The sequence below is a fragment of the Bradyrhizobium sp. CCBAU 11386 genome (assembly GCF_028128955.1).
In the GTDB taxonomy this organism is placed as follows: Bacteria; Pseudomonadota; Alphaproteobacteria; order Rhizobiales; family Xanthobacteraceae; genus Bradyrhizobium.
The window spans coordinates 43948-62144 of the sequence record NZ_LBKA01000034.1 but is presented as its reverse complement, the minus strand read 5'-3'; the positions used below and the strand labels follow the sequence as shown (position 1 = coordinate 62144).

17 protein-coding genes are annotated in these 18197 nt (G+C 58.1%); 10 read left to right on the top strand and 7 right to left on the bottom strand.

Going from position 1 to position 18197, the window contains the following annotated elements; translation table 11 throughout:
* Positions 1-85 precede the first annotated feature (85 nt).
* From nifH to XI09_RS08085, 7 genes are all read left to right on the top strand, one after another.
* Complete coding sequence (nifH, locus tag XI09_RS08115; protein WP_097669307.1) at positions 86-970, top strand: nitrogenase iron protein; 885 nt, start codon at positions 86-88, stop codon at positions 968-970.
* Positions 971-1118: 148 nt separating this feature from the next.
* Complete coding sequence (locus XI09_RS08110) at positions 1119-1910, top strand: nitrogen fixation protein NifQ (protein ID WP_271554240.1); 792 nt, start codon at positions 1119-1121, stop codon at positions 1908-1910.
* Positions 1911-2208: 298 nt separating this feature from the next.
* Positions 2209-3357, top strand: a complete 1149-nt coding sequence (locus XI09_RS08105; protein ID WP_271566401.1) for a homocitrate synthase/isopropylmalate synthase family protein — start codon at positions 2209-2211, stop codon at positions 3355-3357.
* 190 nt (positions 3358-3547) lie between these two features.
* Entirely contained in the window at positions 3548-3889 is a 342-nt protein-coding gene (gene nifW, locus XI09_RS08100) for a nitrogenase stabilizing/protective protein NifW (RefSeq protein ID WP_097669272.1), read from the top strand.
* A 985-nt stretch (positions 3890-4874) separates the two neighbouring features.
* Positions 4875-5984, top strand: a complete 1110-nt coding sequence (locus XI09_RS08095; RefSeq protein WP_271566384.1) for an electron transfer flavoprotein subunit alpha/FixB family protein — start codon at positions 4875-4877, stop codon at positions 5982-5984.
* Between the two features lie 11 nt (positions 5985-5995).
* Complete coding sequence (locus tag XI09_RS08090; protein WP_161536958.1) at positions 5996-7303, top strand: FAD-dependent oxidoreductase; 1308 nt, start codon at positions 5996-5998, stop codon at positions 7301-7303.
* 38 nt (positions 7304-7341) lie between these two features.
* Entirely contained in the window at positions 7342-7638 is a 297-nt protein-coding gene (locus XI09_RS08085) for a ferredoxin family protein (RefSeq protein ID WP_161533252.1), read from the top strand.
* A 220-nt stretch (positions 7639-7858) separates the two neighbouring features.
* Here XI09_RS08085 and XI09_RS08080 read toward each other — a convergent pair whose 3' ends face one another.
* Both XI09_RS08080 and XI09_RS08075 read right to left on the bottom strand, forming a co-directional pair.
* Entirely contained in the window at positions 7859-8407 is a 549-nt protein-coding gene (locus XI09_RS08080; RefSeq protein ID WP_271566383.1) for a carboxymuconolactone decarboxylase family protein, read from the bottom strand.
* A gap of 6 nt (positions 8408-8413) precedes the next feature.
* Positions 8414-8968 (bottom strand): peroxiredoxin, encoded by a 555-nt coding sequence (locus tag XI09_RS08075; protein WP_097669268.1) that lies wholly within the window; start codon positions 8966-8968, stop codon positions 8414-8416.
* Between the two features lie 936 nt (positions 8969-9904).
* Between XI09_RS08075 and XI09_RS08070 the strand changes: the two genes are divergently transcribed.
* The gene (locus tag XI09_RS08070; RefSeq protein WP_271566382.1) at positions 9905-10423 is read left to right on the top strand and encodes a hypothetical protein; all 519 of its coding nucleotides are present in this window, start codon (positions 9905-9907) and stop codon (positions 10421-10423) included.
* Here XI09_RS08070 and XI09_RS08065 read toward each other — a convergent pair.
* The 5 genes from XI09_RS08065 to XI09_RS08045 form a co-directional block, all read right to left on the bottom strand.
* Positions 10320-10904, bottom strand: a complete 585-nt coding sequence (locus XI09_RS08065) for a DUF2478 domain-containing protein (RefSeq protein WP_333939053.1) — start codon at positions 10902-10904, stop codon at positions 10320-10322. The two genes, XI09_RS08070 and XI09_RS08065, sit on opposite strands and share 104 nt — an antisense overlap.
* A 123-nt stretch (positions 10905-11027) precedes the next feature.
* Entirely contained in the window at positions 11028-12152 is a 1125-nt protein-coding gene (modC, locus tag XI09_RS08060) for a molybdenum ABC transporter ATP-binding protein (protein ID WP_271566381.1), read from the bottom strand.
* A gap of 34 nt (positions 12153-12186) precedes the next feature.
* Entirely contained in the window at positions 12187-12675 is a 489-nt protein-coding gene (locus XI09_RS08055) for a hypothetical protein (RefSeq protein ID WP_271566380.1), read from the bottom strand.
* Between the two features lie 462 nt (positions 12676-13137).
* Positions 13138-14208: a cytochrome-c peroxidase gene (locus XI09_RS08050; RefSeq protein ID WP_246740482.1), complete on the bottom strand. Its 1071-nt coding sequence runs from the start codon at positions 14206-14208 to the stop codon at positions 13138-13140.
* Between the two features lie 681 nt (positions 14209-14889).
* Positions 14890-15516, bottom strand: a complete 627-nt coding sequence (locus XI09_RS08045) for a hypothetical protein (RefSeq protein ID WP_271566379.1) — start codon at positions 15514-15516, stop codon at positions 14890-14892.
* Positions 15517-16024: 508 nt separating this feature from the next.
* Here XI09_RS08045 and XI09_RS08040 point away from each other — a divergent pair.
* On the top strand, positions 16025-16279 hold the full coding sequence (locus tag XI09_RS08040; protein WP_271566378.1) for a hypothetical protein: 255 nt from the start codon (positions 16025-16027) through the stop codon (positions 16277-16279).
* A gap of 1216 nt (positions 16280-17495) precedes the next feature.
* On the top strand, positions 17496-17786 hold the full coding sequence (locus XI09_RS08035; RefSeq protein ID WP_271566377.1) for a hypothetical protein: 291 nt from the start codon (positions 17496-17498) through the stop codon (positions 17784-17786).
* The last annotated feature ends 411 nt before the right edge of the window (positions 17787-18197 follow it).

Genomic DNA, 18197 nt, shown 5'->3' with positions numbered 1-18197 from the left:
CCCGTGTGCCCCCGTTTCTGAGAGAGAAACAAGCTCGCGCGCAAGAAGCGCGCAACTTTTGGCAAATCGGTTGATGGAGAGCAAAATGTCTTCACTGAGACAAATCGCGTTCTACGGGAAGGGCGGCATCGGCAAGTCGACCACTTCGCAGAACACGCTGGCGGCGCTGGCCGAGATGGGTCAGAAAATCCTGATTGTAGGGTGCGATCCGAAAGCTGACTCGACCCGCCTGATTCTGCACGCCAAGGCGCAAGACACGATTTTGAGCCTTGCAGCGAACGCCGGCAGCGTGGAGGACCTCGAGCTCGAGGACGTTATGAAGGTCGGCTACAAGGACATTCGCTGCGTGGAGTCCGGTGGTCCTGAGCCGGGTGTCGGCTGCGCCGGACGCGGCGTCATCACCTCGATCAATTTCCTGGAGGAGAACGGCGCCTACGAGAACATCGACTATGTCTCATACGACGTGCTCGGCGACGTCGTTTGCGGTGGCTTTGCGATGCCAATCCGCGAGAACAAGGCGCAGGAAATTTATATCGTGATGTCCGGTGAAATGATGGCGATGTATGCCGCAAACAACATTTCCAAGGGCATCCTGAAATACGCGAACTCTGGCGGCGTGCGGCTGGGCGGTCTGATCTGCAACGAGCGGCAGACCGACAAGGAGCTGGAACTGGCGGAAGCGTTGGCCAAGAAGCTAGGCACTCAGCTGATCTACTTCGTGCCGCGCGACAACGTGGTGCAGCATGCCGAGTTACGCCGCATGACGGTGCTCGAATATGCACCCGAGTCCAAGCAGGCCGATCACTATCGCAATCTTGCGACCAAGGTTCACAATAATGGCGGCAAAGGCATCATCCCGACCCCGATCTCCATGGACGAGCTCGAGGACATGCTGATGGAGCATGGCATTATGAAGCCCGTGGACGAATCCATCATCGGCAAGACCGCCGCCGAACTCGCGGCCTCGTAAAGGTCGCGAGTCGCGGCCTCGTGAAGGCGCGCGACGGATGCCGGTCTCCCTCACCGCCCATCCCGGGAGGCCGGCATTCTGACGATCGACCCTGACCAAAACCAGGTGCGGCGGAGCAAACCTGACCACTGTGGAAACCCGCAAAATTATGTCCGAAGCGCACTTCCTTCCGTTCATCGCTGCTTGTGCCGTTGATTCCAACGGCCAGATGCACAGGGGAATTGCAACCTACCGCCTGCTCACCGGTGTGCCTCCTGCAGATGCCGATATTGCCATTGACAGCAATCTCGATCGCCATGTCCTGGCGTCTATCCTGGCGGCTGCCACAATGGATGGTGGCTCCCTTCCCGAGAAGGCCGGCCTGTCCGGCCTTGAACTGGCGGCCTTGCTGGAGCAGTACTTTCCCTCGCTTGAGATCAAGCTCGTGGAGCAGCTCTCGGCTTTCAAGTGCGAAGAGGACGACGAGATCGCAATGCTGCGTGATCTCTTGCTCAAGCAACGCTCGACGGAAGGGGATATCGGCCGCTGGCTGGCTGCGATGATCGCGCGCCGCGCCATTGGGCCAGACCATCTGTGGGAAGCTCTCGGCTTGCGCAATCGTGGCGAACTCTCTCGGCTGCTGAGCCGCCATTTCGCGCCGCTCGCCGCGCGCAATGTCAACAATATGCGCTGGAAGCGCTTCTTCTACCGCATGCTTTGCGAGAATGAAGGCCTCGTGATGTGCACAACACCCGTGTGCAAGCAATGTGACGACTTCAACCTCTGCTTCGGCGAAGAAAGCGGTGAGAGCCGGATGGCCGAGCGCCGGCGCGATGTTCTGCCGCAGGCGGCTCGGCCGGTCCTTGCCGGCGTCTGGCCATCTGAACTGCCACAAGGGTCCGCGATCGCACCGTCATCCGAGAAAGCCTCGCCGGATTTGGTAAGCCGCACAGGAGGTTGAGGGCGCGGCTGACGCCGTTTCGATGCGAGCGAGTGACCATGTGTCCAAGGCGGCGGCGGTCCCCAGTGCTCCGCGACAATTCTCACATCCTGGCGCGCCGCAATTACATTAACGTTCGAACTCGGCGTAGCAACAGGCAAGGCGTCCGGTTCATGAGCGTGTCGGATTTGCGACAATCCATTTGCGGAAGGACGCCGAGGACGGAAGCGTTAGCTTCGTCGACGACTTCCTCGGACGACGGGCTGGCATGCTGGTTGCTGAAGCGTAGGTAGATCAAACTATGAGGAGCTCTCGCGTGATTGCCGCCAGCACCGCCGCCAAATCGTCTTGGTCCGACCAGGTGTGCGCCAAGCCAACCGTGCTCAACGACACGACATTACGCGACGGCGAGCAGGCACCTGGCGTTGCGTTCACCACAGAGGAAAAGCTGGCGATCGCGCAGGCTCTGGCGCGGGCCGGAATCACGGAGATCGAGGCGGGAACGCCGGCGATGGGCAACGAGGAGATCGCCGCCGTCCGCGCCATTGTCGAAGCAAATCTTCCGCTGACCACCATAGGCTGGTGCCGGATGCGGGAATCGGATGTCGACGCGGCGATCGAAGCAAAGGTGTCCATGATCAATATGTCGATCCCGACCTCCGATGTCCAGATCGTGGCCAACCTAGGTGGTCATCGTGACCTGGCGCTGGAACGGGTGGAGCGAGTGGTAAGCTGTGCCTGTGAGCGCGGACTTAAGGTCGCCGTCGGTGGTGAGGACTCATCCCGCGTCGACATCGAGTTTCTCATCAGACTGATGGCAACTGCAAAAGCCGTGTGCGCATGTCGCTTTCGTGTTGCAGATACGCTTAGCGTGCTCGATCCCGACGCAGCCTACGCGCTGGTCAGGAATTTGCGTGCGACCACCGATCTCGAACTCGAATGTCACGGTCACGATGATCTCGGACGCGCAACCGCCAACACGCTCTCCACCATCAAGGCTGGCGCGAGCCACGCCTCAGTGACCGTCATCGGGCTTGGCGAGCGGGCCGGAAATGCACCGCTCGAGGAAATCACGGTCGCACTCAAGCAGCTCTACGGGCGCGAGACCGGCATCATACTTCCGCAGCTCGAGAACGTTGCCGCGGTGGTAGCAGCCGCGGCCGCACGTGCGATTCCTATGAACAAGGCGATCGTCGGAGAGCATGTATTTACGCACGAGTCCGGCATTCATGTCGTTGGCCTTCTGAAGGATCAACGCACCTATCAATTGCTTGATCCCGTTTTGCTTGGCCGCTGCAACCGCTTTGTGATCGGCAAGCATTCCGGACTTGCGGCGATCACCGCGTTACTCGATGAACTGCAGCTCGTCGCCAGCGCCGACTGCCAATCGGCGCCTTCTCGCGCGGCTGATTTCCAGTCCGGCGACCGTCCTGACGAGTGTCAACCGCGATCGTGGTGTGGCCATTGATCCCGGATCTTCATCGGGACTGACGTCGTCACCGGCGGACCTGCCGATCCGGGCAGCGAAGTTGAGGGCACCGCTTTTTGGAGTCAGGCTTTGGCGATGCGCACCAGCTCTGCGGGGCAGGACGGCAGCAGTCAACAGGCGCCACCCCATCCCATTGACCGTCCAGAGCTAATCCGAAGGAGAATTGTCGATGACCAACTCATGCCCGGCAGCCGGTATCCTGGATCGGCTCAGCAAGGCCTCGTCGGCAGAGGATTTTTTTTCGCTGCTTGGCGTCGATTACGACCCTAAAATCGTGAATGTCGCGCGCCTTCACATCTTAAAGCGGATGGGACAATATTTTGCCAAAGAGCAATTTGCTGGTGCCGCGGAGCCGGAAATCAGGGCTCGGTGCAAGGCGATGCTGGAGCAGGCCTATGCCGATTTCGTGGCATCGTCACCGATCGACCAGCGAGTGTTCAAGGTTTTGAAGGATGCCGTCGCAGACCCTAAGAAGGCCGCGGCTTTTGTCCCGTTGAGCGAGCTGAAGTGATCGCGCGCTCCACTGCAAGCAAGGTGTGCCCGACGGGGCGCCCCGGCAACCCGATGTGGGGCCTTCGTCTTTATCCGGGTCCACTCTGTGCAGCCATGACCCGAGCGGCGCCTGTCGTATTCCCGACCCATGTCTGGACTGATCGTGTCCACGGTATCAGCGGCCATTTCAAGTGTCTCCCGAACCATTACTTTCGACTGACTTTCAATGGTTTTTGCAACTGGTACGACACTTGCTGTTGTCCTGCCGATCCGTTCATCGCTGCCGACAGATGGTAGTCGTCCGAGATGAGATTGAAGGAATACCCATGATGCTGCTTTTACTGCCTGCCGAGCGCTGCGGGATCATCTCGTGGCCTACGATCGCGCCAGGTCCGTTCGAAATGGTCTTTGACGCGGTCGAAGTTCCGTATCGACGGTGAGATGCTGGTCAATGGATAAGTCGCCCGTTCGCGCTACATCTGGAGAGGGTATGCACAGCGTCGTCCGCATCAAATCCGTCCGCGATTCCGCTCAGATTTGTATCCATCTCATGGCGGATAGGAACACGCGTCAGCAAGAGGGCCAACGTCGGCCCATACGGGTTGTCGGCGCTGGAGGCTCGGCATGGATTGCGTGACAGGTGCGTTGCCGGGATCGCCCTCGTCGTCACCGTCAATGTGGAGCCGCTGGGCCGAAATTGAGGCGCAGGTATTGCGCAGCGAACGGACTCGCCAACTCAGGCATGGAAGCGACCGGTTCACCGCGGCGCCCTGGCCGCCGCGGTGGCGCTCGTCGAACCCGGCGCGGAAGGCTTCAGTGTGGAAGACCTCTCCAAGTCCGGCCGGACCGGTACGTCTATCGCGACGACGCGTTGTGCGGCCGGTCGGACCAAGCAGACGGGGCAGAGCAGCCGGCCACTGCTGACCAAAGGTGATCTTCAGTTAACGAAGCTAAAAAGCGAACCTGTGGCGCGGGCGCGCCTATCTTTGAGGGGAATTTAGAGTATGAGCAATGTCACCAGAACGGCCATGCCGGCGGCGGCCGGCCGCGCAGCAGCCAAAAAAGAACTGCCGGAGCACTTTAAGGCGTACAAGCACGTCTGGGTCTTTGTCGAGCTGGAGCGCGGCCGGGTGCATCCGGTTTCCTGGGAGCTCATGGGTGCGGGGCGCAGGCTTGCCGACAGGCTAAAGGTGAATCTTGCCGCTGTCGTTATCGGTCCGGAGGGGCCGCAGACACGTAACGCCGCGCTTGAAGCCTTTTGCTATAGCGCCGATCTGGCCTATCTCGTGAGCGACAATGTTTTGTCGGATTACCGCAACGAATCCTATACCAAAGCGCTAACCGACCTCGTCAACACCTACAAGCCCGAGATCCTGCTGTTGGGGGCGACGACGCTCGGTCGCGATCTCGCAGGTTCCGTGGCGACGACCCTGTCGACGGGGCTCACTGCCGACTGCACCGCGCTGGACGTCGACGCCGATGGTTCGCTTGCGGCGACGCGTCCGACCTTTGGCGGCACGCTGCTCTGCACGATCTATACCTTGAATTATCGTCCGCAGATGGCAACCGTCCGCCCGCGGGTCATGCCGATGCCTGAGCGCGTCGTACGCGATGCCGCTCGTATCATCGTCCATCCGCTCGGCCTTGTCGAAGACGATATTGTCACAAAAGTTTTGTCGTTCCTACCCGACCGCGATGCAGAAACGTCCAATCTGGCCTATGCCGATGTCGTGGTTGCGGGCGGCCTGGGACTGGGATCGCCTGAGAACTTTCGGTTGGTGCGCGAGCTCGCAACTCTGCTTGGCGCTGAATATGGTTGCTCGCGTCCTCTGGTGCAAAAAGGGTGGGTTACGTCTGACCGGCAAATCGGCCAGACGGGCAAAACCATCCGGCCAAAGCTCTATATTGCCGCCGGCATTTCCGGCGCGATCCAACACCGGGTTGGCGTGGAGGGCGCGGATCTGATCGTCGCCGTCAATACTGACAAGAACGCTCCGATCTTCGACTTCGCCCATCTCGCGATCGTCAGTGACGCCATGCAATTGCTACCGGCGCTGACGACCGCATTTCGCGCCCGGCTTTTGCCGAATTCGCGCGCCCGGATCGCGGTCTAGAGGAGGTGATGATGATTGAAGAGAGATTCGATGCGATCGTGGTCGGAGCCGGTATGGCCGGCAACGCGGCGGCATTGACCATGGCCAAACGCGGCATGAAGGTGCTGCAGCTCGAGCGGGGCGAATATCCCGGATCGAAGAATGTGCAGGGCGCCATCCTCTATGCCGACATGATGGAAAAGCTGATCCCCGAGTTTCGAGAGGAGGCGCCGCTTGAACGTCACTTGATCGAGCAGCGGTTCTGGATGATGGACGATCGCTCCCATGTCGGCATGCATTACCGCTCGGACGACTTCAACGAGGAACGGCCGAACCGCTACACGATTATACGCGCGCAGTTTGACAAATGGTTCTCTTCCAAGGTGCGGGAGGCTGGCGCGACCGTGCTGTGCGAGACGACAGTCACCGAGCTCGCACGGGACGACCGTGAAAGGATCGTCGGTGTTCGTACAGATCGCCGAGACGGAGAAATACATGCCGACGTCGTCGTGCTGGCCGAAGGGGTCAATGGCCTGCTCGGGACGCGCGCGGGCCTGCGCGCGCGCCCGACACCCGATAACGTTGCGCTCGCGGTGAAGGAAATGCACTTCTTGCCTCGCGAGACTATCGAGGCGCGCTTCAATCTCAAGGGCGATGAAGGCGTCGTGATCGAGGCGGCCGGTACCATTTCCCGCGGCATGACCGGAATGGGTTTCATCTACGCCAATAAAGAGTGCATTTCGCTCGGCATCGGTTGTCTCGTCGCCGACTTCCAGCGCACGGGCCAGACGCCCTACGGCCTGCTAGACCAATTCAAGAGACATCCCTCCCTGGCGCCGCTGATAGCGGGGTCCGAAGTTAAGGAATATTCGGCGCATCTCATTCCTGAAGGCGGTTACAAGTCGATCCCGCAGCTTTATGGGGAAGGCTGGGTCGTAGTGGGCGATGCGGCGCAACTCAACAATGCCATTCATCGTGAGGGCTCCAATCTCGCGATGACTTCCGGCCGCATCGCCGCCGAAGCGATAGGTCTGGTGAAATCGCGCGGCGAGCCGATGAGTGCAACAAATCTGTCGATCTACAAGAAGATGCTGGACGATTCCTTCGTCATCAAAGATCTAAAGAAGTACAAGGATTTTCCGCCCCTGATGCATACCCACTCACAAAACTTCTTTCTCACCTATCCGCAGCTCATCTCCAAGGCGATGCAAAACTTTGTGCGCGTCGATGGTACGCCTAAGGCTGAGAAGGAGAAGGCGACCCTGAAATCCTTTGTGAAGGCGCGGTCATGGACAGGTCTGTTAGGCGATGCTTGTCGTTTTGCCCGAGCCTGGCGCTGACCGCAACAGTGTGAATTCCAACAATGGAAGGCCAAAGCATGAATGTCGAACCCCCAGTGCGCGTCGAAGACAAGCTGTATTACAACCGCTATGTTGTCGACGTCGGTCACCCTCACGTCAAGGTCCGTGCGCACACGAGGCCATCTCCGCAGCTACTTGCACTTTTGAAAGCCTGCCCCGCGCGATGCTACGAGCTCAACGACGACGGCCAGGTCGAGGTAACAGTTGACGGCTGCATCGAGTGCGGTACCTGCCGCGTGATCGCCGAGCCCACCGGCGACATTCAATGGAGCCATCCGCGCGGCGGATATGGAGTGCTGTTCAAGTTTGGGTGATGGTGGAACGAAGGGCCGTGGTGCGACCGACGTTAGGCGACAGGATCTTACCGTATCTGTGGCGCATTCCGCGTCACTTGCTCGGCGCCTGGAATACTTCATGGGGACGCTGCGCAAGACATGACTTGCGGATGTCACGCTCGTTCGGGAGCCGCGAAGGACTGGTTGCGGCGCCACTGAGTGGCGCCACAACCCCGTCGATCGGATGACAGAGGAAGGATCAGTCCGTCGCCTGAGAGGGGTTGGGCCCAGCGGCCTCGATTGCGATCGCCACTGACTGCATGATCGCGGCAAAGCGCACGGCGGTCTGGATCGCTTCGGAACTGACGCCCGCCGCTCGCAGCGTCTTCTCATGGGCATCGATGCAGGCACCGCAGCCGTTTATAGCGGAGACCGCAAGCGACCACAGCTCGAAATCGGACTTGTCCACGCCGGGATTGGCGATCACGTTCATACGCAGCCGTGGCGGAATCATCTTGTATTCCGGGCTGGAAACGAGGTGAGCGAAGCGGTAGTAGACGTTGTTCATTGCCATCACGCAGGCTGCGGCTTTCGCTGCGGAGATCGCCACAGATGTCATCACGGCGGACGCAGCCGATTCCATCGCGGCAATCAGGGCTGCATTGCGGGTGGCAATCGCGCTCGCCAGCAGCAGCCCGTATTTTCGTTGCGGCGAGAGCGTCTCATCGGCCACCAAGGAGGTCAGGTTAAGCCTGACATCCTTCGCGAAATCGGGAATCCTGTGGCTCAATTGTTCGATCGACGACATGCTGCCTCAAGAAAACTTCAGGGTTTCGCCGCCGATTTCGCGGTTGCAGGGACAGAGCTCGTCGGTTTGAAGCGCGTCCAGAACGCGCAGCGTGTCCTTGGGACTGCGCCCGACGCTGAGATTGGTCGCATAGACGTGCTGGATCGTGTTTTCGGGGTCAACAATAAAGGTGTAACGATAGGCAACCCCTTCGGGTGAACGCACGCCAAGGCCATCGACGAGCGTTCCCTTTGTGTCGGCAAACTGCCAGATTGGTAGATTGTGCAGGTCGACATGTGAGCGCCGCCAGGCGAGCTTGCAGAACTCGTTGTCAGTCGAACCACCCAGTACAACCGCGTCGCGGTCGGCGAATTCCTTGGAAAGCCGGGCAAACTCAGCGATCTCTGTCGGGCAGACGAAGGTAAAATCCTTGGGATAGAAGAAGATGATCTTCCACTTTTCTGGAAAGCTCGTTTCGGTCAGCGTCTCGAATGCACTCTGTCCTTCTTCTTCCTGCGCTTGAAAGCCGGGCTTCACGCCTGTGATTTCGAATGGCGGCAACCGACTGCCAATTCCGAGCATGCTGTCCTCACAATTTTCATTTTGTAGATCGCGACCTCACTGGTGAAGCAAACGATATGCCATCCGTTCTCAGGATTGGAATTGTCGCAACGAAACCAGCCCAGCGGCTTGGGTACAGGCATGCTCGCGCGCTAGGGGCCTCGATCGACACTAAGTTGAGGGTCGTCTGGAGCACATACAAAACCTTATGAGAACACTCGACCTTTGCGCGACCGCCCGAGGTGTTCGGCTGCAAGCGTCTGGTCAAAGCCCGTTCTGCGTCCCTCAGAGCAAAATGTTTCATCGAGACATCGATGTGTCAAATGAGTCACGGCTCTCGGCCTGCCGGGCTTTAACGGGAGTACTGAACCTCACGAAGCCGCGTGGTTTTGCGAAATCTGGCGCAAACGAGAGCGGATGTATCTCTGCGACGATCAGATTGAGCTGAGTAGGCCCCAAATCGTCGCCGCTGCCAAATACGGTGTTTAGTGATCATGGGGGACGGCGTCTCGCGCATTGAGGCGCTTGAAGCGGCGGTAGATCACAAAGCTGCGAGGATTTGCCGCATCCTGAAACGCGTATGAAAGCTAACCAGGCTCGCCGCGGCGGCGATGGGGGCTTGAAGCTTACGTAGCGTCAGGTTGTACAGCCTGGATCATACATGCGGCGATCGCTCTGAAGCTTCATGATCACAAGGAGATACCTCAACGTCTCAAGATCTTGGGTGCATTGGAGCACGTGGCTGTGCAGGCGCGACCCGGTTTGTAGCGGATGTGCCCGGTCGCACGAAAATATCCAGCGTACCGACGTTGGTGGATCGATGCGGATGCCTCCTCGATTGAATGTGCGGAACGACTCGTTCAGTAGCACGCGCTACAGTGTCGATGTTTCGCGCCCTCATTTTGGCTAGTCTGCAAATGATTACCGCTCCGACTTACGGGCAGGCCATTCAGCAGCATGCGCTACGCAGCGCCGTCGGAAGCACAACCTACGGCCCGGACGAAAGACAACAAGCTCCGCGGTCTGTTCTCCCGGGTCAAATCAGGACTAAGCAAAGTCTTTGGAGGAAGCCACCGTGAAAAGTGGTCCGGCGGCCCGGAATCGGATGAGGTCTATTCGGAGCTTCGCATCGACTTTGCAAAGCGCAGTCGCCCTTCCGAGGCAGACCTGGAGCTGATTGAAGAGTTCAAGACGGCACTGGCTGGCGCGAGCCGCAAGTCCGAGACCATTGAGGACTACGTGACGGCTCTTCGGATGTTCAGCGAGTTCCTCCGGCCGAAAGGCGTCACTCTGAAAGACCTGCCTGGCAATGTTGATCTGCTGACAGCCTATAAAGATGAATTTATGAAGGTGGCAAGCGCCAATAGCAGGACTATGTGGGTGGAGCATTGGAAACACTCCACGTGCTCGACAGTCTCACTGTCGTTATTAAGCGGTCCGGTATCGTCGTCCCCAAATAACCGCAGCTGGGGCTGAAGGCCCCGCTGCGCGCCACGCGCGTTGAGATATCGCACCACCACTGCTCCAAGAATTGACGATCACAAGGCAGCAGCGTGCCAACGCCCGCGGTGAAGGTTCGCCAGTCGGCAAGGCAGTTTTTTGGAACGGCTGTCAGGACTGGTACGCCTCGGGTGATCGCGTCAACTAATTCGAGGCGCAGGCCGCGGCCAGCTGCCTCTTGTTTGGCGAATTTGCTGATCACGAGGAGATCGGTCTTGTTGCGAAGTGCCTGGGAAACGACAACTGCGGCCTCAGCAAGCCCATTTGTATCGAGATTACAGGACATAGCTCCGCTGCCGAGTGGCTGGGAAATCGAGATCTCTTGTCCCGTCGCAACGTCGATTGCGAGCATGACGTGGGTGCCATTTGCGCGCCTCGAGTGTCGTTGCATAATGCCGCCGATGCGTACGCCTTGCTGCGCGATATCCTGAGCGAAATCGGCCAGTAGCCTATCGATATCGTCTTATGGACGGTAGAGAATTGCCCCCACACTATTCTGATCTCTCTCATCCAGATTATCGATCACGGCCGGGATCCCGTTGATGTGTTTCTCGTATCGGGGCATAGCTGTCGAACGTTCTCATGCGGATGTGGCAGGCGTTGCAAGCAACCGCTCGGCAGTCGCGAGCGGAAGGGCGCGCGCGACCTCCGCGAATACGTCCGCTCCAATGCTGAGCCGTAGCGCATCAAAGGAGCGGCGCGTGATGCGCGCCAAAAGCAGCACGCCAGAACGGCCAGTTTCAAGAGCCAGAACCAAGGTGACCTCAGCCTCGTCGAACGGCAGAGAGGCTTTGATGCGTGCCGGAAATACATTGAGGATAGAGCTTGCCCGCGCGGGCTGGCAGGCAATGCTGACGTCGCCGGCTGCGATGCGCAGCCGCACCTGCACGCCAGGTCTAAGCGGCGCTCCAGGTATCAGAAGGCGCGCAGCCTTGAGGCGGAGAATGATCAGCCCGTAGCGTCCGTCATAGCCGCCGACCACTGTATCAAGACAGACTGCCGCTTCGCCGCGCCTGGCAAGCGCCGGATCGCTCTGAACGAGATTGAGCGGCCCTGCCGCAGTCACGACGCCGTCTTTCATCATAACGAGATGATCGGCAAAACGCTCGATATCAGCGATGTCATGGCTGATGTAGATCATCGGCAATGGTAGCTTTTCCCGCATGCGCTCGAGAAATGGCAGGATCTCGCATTTAGCGGAGCGGTCGCGCACAATGAGTGGATCGTCCAGCAAAAGTAGCCGAGGCTGGCCTAACAGCGCGCTGCCAAGGGCAAGTCGCTGTCGCTCGGCCCCGGAAAGATGTGATGGCGAACGCTCGAGCAGTGGCGCCAAGGCGAGCAATTCGACCACACCATCAAAATCGATCAGTGTCGGTTTCGATTTTGACGCGTTGTATAGAAGGCTACGCCGTACAGACAGATGAGAAAAAAGAACTGGTAGCTGGAATACATATGCGACGCGACGCAAATGAGACGGTCGAAACGTGGTCTCATCCTGCCAAATCTCTCCATCGATCGCACAGAATCCGTTTGGCAGACGCTGCACGCCAGCGATGCAGCGCGCGAGTGTGGTCTTGCCGCACCCGGGCGGACCAAGAATCGCTGTGACGCCTTTGGCTGGTAGGCTGAATTGCGCATCTAGCGGAATGCTTGCGAGAGAGCCGTTGAAGGCAACCTCAATATAGCCCGGTTTTGCTTCTCTCATGAACCTGCGCCTGTGCTGTATCTTCCCATCCAAGTCACGAGCACAATCGCTGCAATGAAGATGATGGCCATGTCTCCGACAATTCAGTCCGTTCCGCTCCAGCACGGCGTCTCTGCTCGCGTGAGGGCATAAGGTGGGACGGCGAACTGCAGATCGGTGTTAAGACCGGAGGCTTGTTGAGCATCTTCGCGCCGCGAGGATCGTGGCAATCAAACGCTGCCCGGTGCGCCTGCCAATGAGACGCAAAGCGCCTTTTCAGCAGCGCGAGGTTCTCAGCCTGCTTGGCCGGGCCGAGGGGTTCTGCTGAATGTTCAAATGGCGTGGCTTGAGAGGTGTTGCGGTAAAGATGTCGGCTCACACCAGAGCTGAATACTGGCTCGGGGCCGGAAATCCGCATCAAGGATCCCGCAGCTTTTGAAGCCGATTTGAAGTTTGCGCTTGTCGCCATAGTCATGGCCTCTGCATTCTCGGGTGCGAGCAGCATCAAAGCCAGATCGATCAGGATAAATCGGATAAGCCTCATTGAAACTCCGGCTCCGCCGCGACAGCTTCCTTCGCGGCAACTGGTTGATCCTTCCGCAGCAATCCGCGTGCCGTTTCAAGGAATATCTGTGCGGCTAATGGCAAGCAGAGGCTTTGTATCGGTCTCCACCAGCGCGTATTGCGTTGCGGCTAGGGGACGCGCCCGACGACTAGGCGCGTCCCAAGTTACCGGCGTCGTAAATCGCCGCATCTCATTGTAGGGATTTGGACGCTCGCGTCACCTACAGCACATGCATGAGCTGCGAGATGGAATCCGAGGATGATACCATCGCCTTTCGCCTTGGAGATTGTGCTTTGGCGAATATGCGGCCGTAAAACTCGTCAATGATGCACAAGTCCATGCCATCCAATGCTCCAGCATGGACCGCGGCATCGCCCGATCTCGTTGCGGCAGGCTATCTTTCTCGCTAGTCACGACGTGGCGTATCGCTATCGCGAAGGTCTATTTGTCTAAGGAGGGCTTTGGGGTTGCAGTGGTGCGCGTGGGCAGTATCGGGTAATCGATCTTTGGCATCTGCCCGGTGAGCGAATTCAGAAAGGCGACAATCTTGTCAATTTCTTCATCGCTGAGCTTTGCGCCAAGCTGAACTTCACTCATCATGCCAACCGCTTGCTTAAGACTCCAGACCTGACCAGTATGGAAGTAGGGGGGGCGCAATGCGACATTGCGCAATGGCGCCGAGCGGAAAACATACTCATCACTAAGATTCTTGGTGACGGCAAAACGACCCTTGTCCTCCCTCGGAAGCAGGCTTTCGGCTGGCTTTTCAACGACGCCGAACGGGAAGTAATCCTGTCCACCGACATTGATTCCGTTGTGGCAAGAGGAGCATCCCTTTTCGATGAATAGCTTTAGCCCGGCTTTCTGCTGATCACTGAGAGCATGTCCATCGCCCTCGAGGTACTGATCGAAGGGGGCGGCGGGAGTAATCAATGTCGCTTCGAAAGCCTCGATGGCCTTGGTGAAATTTTCAAACGTAACGGGCGCGGCATCGTTGGGAAAGGCCTTACTGAACATAACGACATAATCGGTCATTGAATTCAATGTGCTGAGCACGTGATCGGGCGTCGCATTCATTTCGACGCTGGCCTGGACAGGGCCTGCGGCCTGCGCCTTGAGATCCGCCGCGCGTCCATCCCAGAACTGCGCTACGTTGAAGACCGCGTTATAGACCGTTGGCGCACGACGCGAACCCAGCTGCCAGCGATGACCAATCGACGTCGGGCCGGCATCTACCCCGCCCGTCCCAAGGTTATGACACGTGTTGCAGCTAATAACCTCGCTCGCCGATAGCCTTGGATCGAAAAACAAGGATTTGCCAAGTGTGACCTTTTCATGGGTAATAGGATTGTCCTTCACCGCTGGAACGACTGAGGGAATCGGCTTGAAAATCCGCTTGGCGGCGCTCATCAAATCCTCGTTGGCGCCTGCTGCTGGCGAAATTGAAATGGTTGCGGCCAAAACACTTAACGTGCCGGCCATGGAAAGCCCGCGTCCCGTTGATGTCCTCATGTGAAGTCTCGCTTTTGTCTTAGATCATTGAATCGCGAATGTAGCGCGCCCGCCGCGTGCGTCCGCAGAAAGACCTGCGGCAGTCATCGACGAATGATGTCTCCGGGTTCCGGCTAGGCTGCATCCGGGCCGACGCGCTGTCGATGTTAGCAGCAAGCGGCGTGCCAGCGGGTTCAAGGTCGAAGCCGCCGAGCGGGTTTCAAGCAATTGCCCACCGTGAATAGCAGCAGGCGGCTTGAAGCTGTGGAGTCGACTGTAAGGTGACAGTTGCGACAATCGCCATCCAGTCGCGGTGTCCTGGCCTGTCGGTCCAACCTTTGTGCTTCTCGGAAACCCATCGTACCGAAAACTCTTTGACTCTGTCGCTGATCTTATCAATGCGTGCCCTTTGCGCCTTCAACCCAAACACTAAACTAAGCGTCATCGACCAACGTCGGGGACGTTCGTACCCGGGGCAGCCGGTCAGGCGTGCAGTTGTCAGAGTTCGTCCTACTGCTCCCAATGTGGGTATGTCCGTCTTAGAACGTATTCCTGACTTACCGGACGCTCAAAGCGCTTGAATCGACCGTAACGTCAGGTTGTAGGCATTGCGAAACAGAACGCGATATTGGGAGTCAACCTAGTCAGCATCGCCACACAGGCGCTAAACGGCCGATGTCTGTTGTATCTCGGTCTTCGCAATCAACGTGTTGCGCGTGGCGCGACGATGATACGGGGGGCGTAATCTTTGCGTTCAACAGCGAGACAGTGGCTGCTGAGGCGGCCCAATCCGGTAAACAGATCACCCTCGCGGGGCAAATAGCAATAGTGAAGGATATGCGGCTTAAGAGAGGTTTGATGAATCAAGACCGACGAATGGGCTGGACTAGCAATGCGTATCGCTGTGCAGCCGCCCTCGCTGCAATCGCGATCGCAGCGACGTGGTGCACAGACCACGCCCGCGCGCGAGATCGGCGGGCCGAGGAAGTCTTGATGTCGTGCAGACCAGACGTGATCCGCTTCTGTGACCGCTTTACAAGGCGTAGCGATATGGACGTGGCCATATTTTGTCTTAGGGACAATTTCAAAAACTTGCGCGGCGAATGCCGCCGCATGATGCCAATCGCGGCGGAGCGGAACGGCGGACCGAGACGACGACTCAACAGGCTTCCGGTCGTCCTTCATCGAGAGTGAGGCGTCCGAGCGGCAGTTGCAGAAATCGAGCGACAGTGAGGTGTTCAGACCGACAGGCGCCGGATTTTGGCCAGTTTGGTGGCCGAAAGGCGATCGGGCTGGAGGCATCAGCCCGCCGAGCCGTAGTTCATCCATCTGGGGGACTTAGCTCCGTGAATCGATTGGCACCGATCAGCGATCGATAGTCCGCCCACGCGTGTTACAAGGTCGTACTGCGCCCTGAATTTCGATTTCGTACTGCAGCAGTTGCGCTTTATTCAGCGCTGCAGCCATTCGGCGACTTTGAGGCCGTCGTGAGGTTGCCATCGCTTCGCTGTAACTGGTCCGAAGGACAATCTGCGTCAACTGTGGTGGTTACGGCCGTGCATCTGCAGGAATCCGTACTGCCCTCCAATCTGTGGCGTTGCGGTCGGCGAGCAGGTATTTTTGGGCAGGTGGCTAAATCGGCGATGACTGGTAAAAGATTGCCGGAATGTTAACGTTGGAGGTTTGTTCGATCGCGGTCTTACTCAGAGTTCTCAGCTTGGGATTAGCTTGGTCTCGACTGCCGGGCTCAAGACATAGATTGAGCTAGGAAACCTCTTTTGTTTAGCCGCCGATCGACTTCCAGAAGCAACCGCTTGATGCCGTTGCGGCGTTCTCGATGGGCGCCTCAGGGGAGTCGCTTCGCCCGATCGTGGTGCTTCTGGCCGAATACACTTTAGAGCTCAAGCTCAAGGGAAACGCCGTCGACAAGAGCCGTTCAAAGGCAGAAAGCTGTTCAAGCAGACGCTTCTCAACGGCCTTGCGCTCCGCGCCGGGCAAGCCCGTTTTAAGTAGTCGACGGCAGCGCCAGATTTCGTTCCGCAGCCATCTGATCTCACTTAATGTATCATCAATTGAAGGCATCACAGTGTAGTTCACTTCGTCCCTGGAGTATCAATCATGGCGATCGTCATCGAACGGCCATTCCTTGGCTCCGCATTCCTGCCCAATAGTTGATCCGAGGACTTGCGACGTCCCGCCCGTTCTTCCGCGGAGGCGGCGAGCAGTTCGATGTATGCAACTCTTATCAATAAATATCACCATACAACGCGCGTGTGGCGAGAAATCGCGGCAGATCCTCGCGTTTTCACGACGCCGCGATCGTGTGCCTTGCACAATTCCTGCGCTCCACAGGATTGATTGGTGCGCGAACACAAAGGAAAACCGGAGAGCAGTTAGATCCATGTCCGACACGTAGACGGCTCAAGCAGGAGCTGGTAACGCACAACGCATGTCCCCATGGTCGATGGCAGCGGAATATGCAAGCGTTTGACGGCTTTATTGCCTGTTCAGGCGCTAGGCGCGACCTGACTTAGGCCAGCAGCTCGCGACTCGGAACATAACGATGTCGACCTCTAGCGGCCGAAGCGGTGTAAAGCGATGGCGGCTTCATTGCGATCGTCTCCTCTGTGATGGTGGTCAGTCCCACGCTGCTACCGGGCATTCGCAATCGCTTACCAGATAAATAATTATGGGCGAGGTGGACCTCATCAACAACATGGGAAAGCCAAGGGGACGACGTTTGAGGAAGGCGAGCCAGCCTGACTGCGATCCCCGGCACACGCCACCCAATCAAAGAAACGCACGCGACCGGGTTGGGACCTTGGTTATCCGAGGCAAATTGTCGGCTAGACGCAGTGTCGAGCCAAATGAGCATTCCACAGACAATCATTGCTATCGACATCCGCTGTGCACAGTCGGGCTCAGAAGACCGATTTAATTGAATCTCACGCTGCGACAGGTTGTCGGCTTGCTGATGCGTGAAAGATAAAAGCCCGCTTGGCGGGCTTTGACGGCGCATCGCAAATGGAGATTCGAGGCGGACGGCCTGCTGATTGCCAGTTTTCTCGCTTGCGGGCGATGGCCAGGAAAGCCATTTCCATCGTCGGCACCGGGCGCCGGGCCAGCCATTGTCAAGTACACTGACCAGTTGAAGTCGCGAGCTCGCCTGGATGATGGTATGATGCAGGCAGCAGAATATGGCTGACAATCGCGGTTTTAGCCGTCCAGCGAAAGCGCGCTGGGTGAATAGCCCGCGCTCGCAAGCAAATACTCGAACGGAATAGACGGTCCATATCCAGCCAGAGGCGATGACCGGCAGCGCTGATGGCCGCACAGAGCGCTGCGGTGAAAGCCCGGAAGGTCTTATGTTCTTTCAAACTAGCCGAACGAGGGCGCGACGCGAAATCGATCGCGCCAGCGACATCGTTGAATTCTCAACAGTGGTGGTTACGCGCGACAAGCAACTGCGCAACGTGGACCATTCGGTGTTCCAGCAAAAGGCGGTGGTTGAGTTTCAATTTGGATTTCTGCCGAGTTTCGAGGAAAGCATCCGCGAGAGCGTGGGGCTACGCCAATCGTTCTCGTTCACGAAATCTTAAAACCGAGGCGATCTGGGACGATCTCCTCCCGCAAAGCGACCGAAATATTGTTCGTTTCTCACCACCCGGATTTCGGGCAGCTTCCCCACCCAGCTTCGATTGTTCGGTTGATGCTTATCTCAATTGGCGTGTGGGCGAACTCGGGAAGGTGGCGCAACCGATTGATCTCGTGGAGCATGACTGGGGGAGATGTCATGCGCGTTGCAATGAACTTTCCAGTTCTAACACGATCCTGGAGGATCAATATTTTGGGCGCGTTCGACCCCGACTACGTCTGGCACGACCTGGCGCTGGATTGGCAGACGCCCCAGGTCGGCGAGCAAACGGTTGCCCAGATGGTAAATACGCCGACTGAGGCGCCTGGTGGTACGAGAGTTTGGGCATGACCGCGGCGATCGCATGGAAGATCGC

Coding starts and splice junctions, on each gene's coding strand:
- XI09_RS08075 (WP_097669268.1), bottom strand. CDS start 8,968: ATGCTCGGAATTGGCAGTCGGTTGCCGCCATTCGAAATCACAGGCGTG.
- XI09_RS08050 (WP_246740482.1), bottom strand. CDS start 14,208: ATGAGGACATCAACGGGACGCGGGCTTTCCATGGCCGGCACGTTAAGT.
- modC (WP_271566381.1), bottom strand. CDS start 12,152: ATGAGAGAAGCAAAACCGGGCTATATTGAGGTTGCCTTCAACGGCTCT.
- XI09_RS08055 (WP_271566380.1), bottom strand. CDS start 12,675: ATGAGGCTTATCCGATTTATCCTGATCGATCTGGCTTTGATGCTGCTC.
- XI09_RS08095 (WP_271566384.1), top strand. CDS start 4,875: ATGAGCAATGTCACCAGAACGGCCATGCCGGCGGCGGCCGGCCGCGCA.
- XI09_RS08090 (WP_161536958.1), top strand. CDS start 5,996: ATGATTGAAGAGAGATTCGATGCGATCGTGGTCGGAGCCGGTATGGCC.
- XI09_RS08080 (WP_271566383.1), bottom strand. CDS start 8,407: ATGTCGTCGATCGAACAATTGAGCCACAGGATTCCCGATTTCGCGAAG.
- XI09_RS08110 (WP_271554240.1), top strand. CDS start 1,119: ATGTCCGAAGCGCACTTCCTTCCGTTCATCGCTGCTTGTGCCGTTGAT.
- nifW (WP_097669272.1), top strand. CDS start 3,548: ATGACCAACTCATGCCCGGCAGCCGGTATCCTGGATCGGCTCAGCAAG.
- nifH (WP_097669307.1), top strand. CDS start 86: ATGTCTTCACTGAGACAAATCGCGTTCTACGGGAAGGGCGGCATCGGC.
- XI09_RS08045 (WP_271566379.1), bottom strand. CDS start 15,516: ATGGATGAACTACGGCTCGGCGGGCTGATGCCTCCAGCCCGATCGCCT.
- XI09_RS08085 (WP_161533252.1), top strand. CDS start 7,342: ATGAATGTCGAACCCCCAGTGCGCGTCGAAGACAAGCTGTATTACAAC.
- XI09_RS08035 (WP_271566377.1), top strand. CDS start 17,496: ATGACCGGCAGCGCTGATGGCCGCACAGAGCGCTGCGGTGAAAGCCCG.
- XI09_RS08070 (WP_271566382.1), top strand. CDS start 9,905: ATGCGCTACGCAGCGCCGTCGGAAGCACAACCTACGGCCCGGACGAAA.
- XI09_RS08040 (WP_271566378.1), top strand. CDS start 16,025: ATGGGCGCCTCAGGGGAGTCGCTTCGCCCGATCGTGGTGCTTCTGGCC.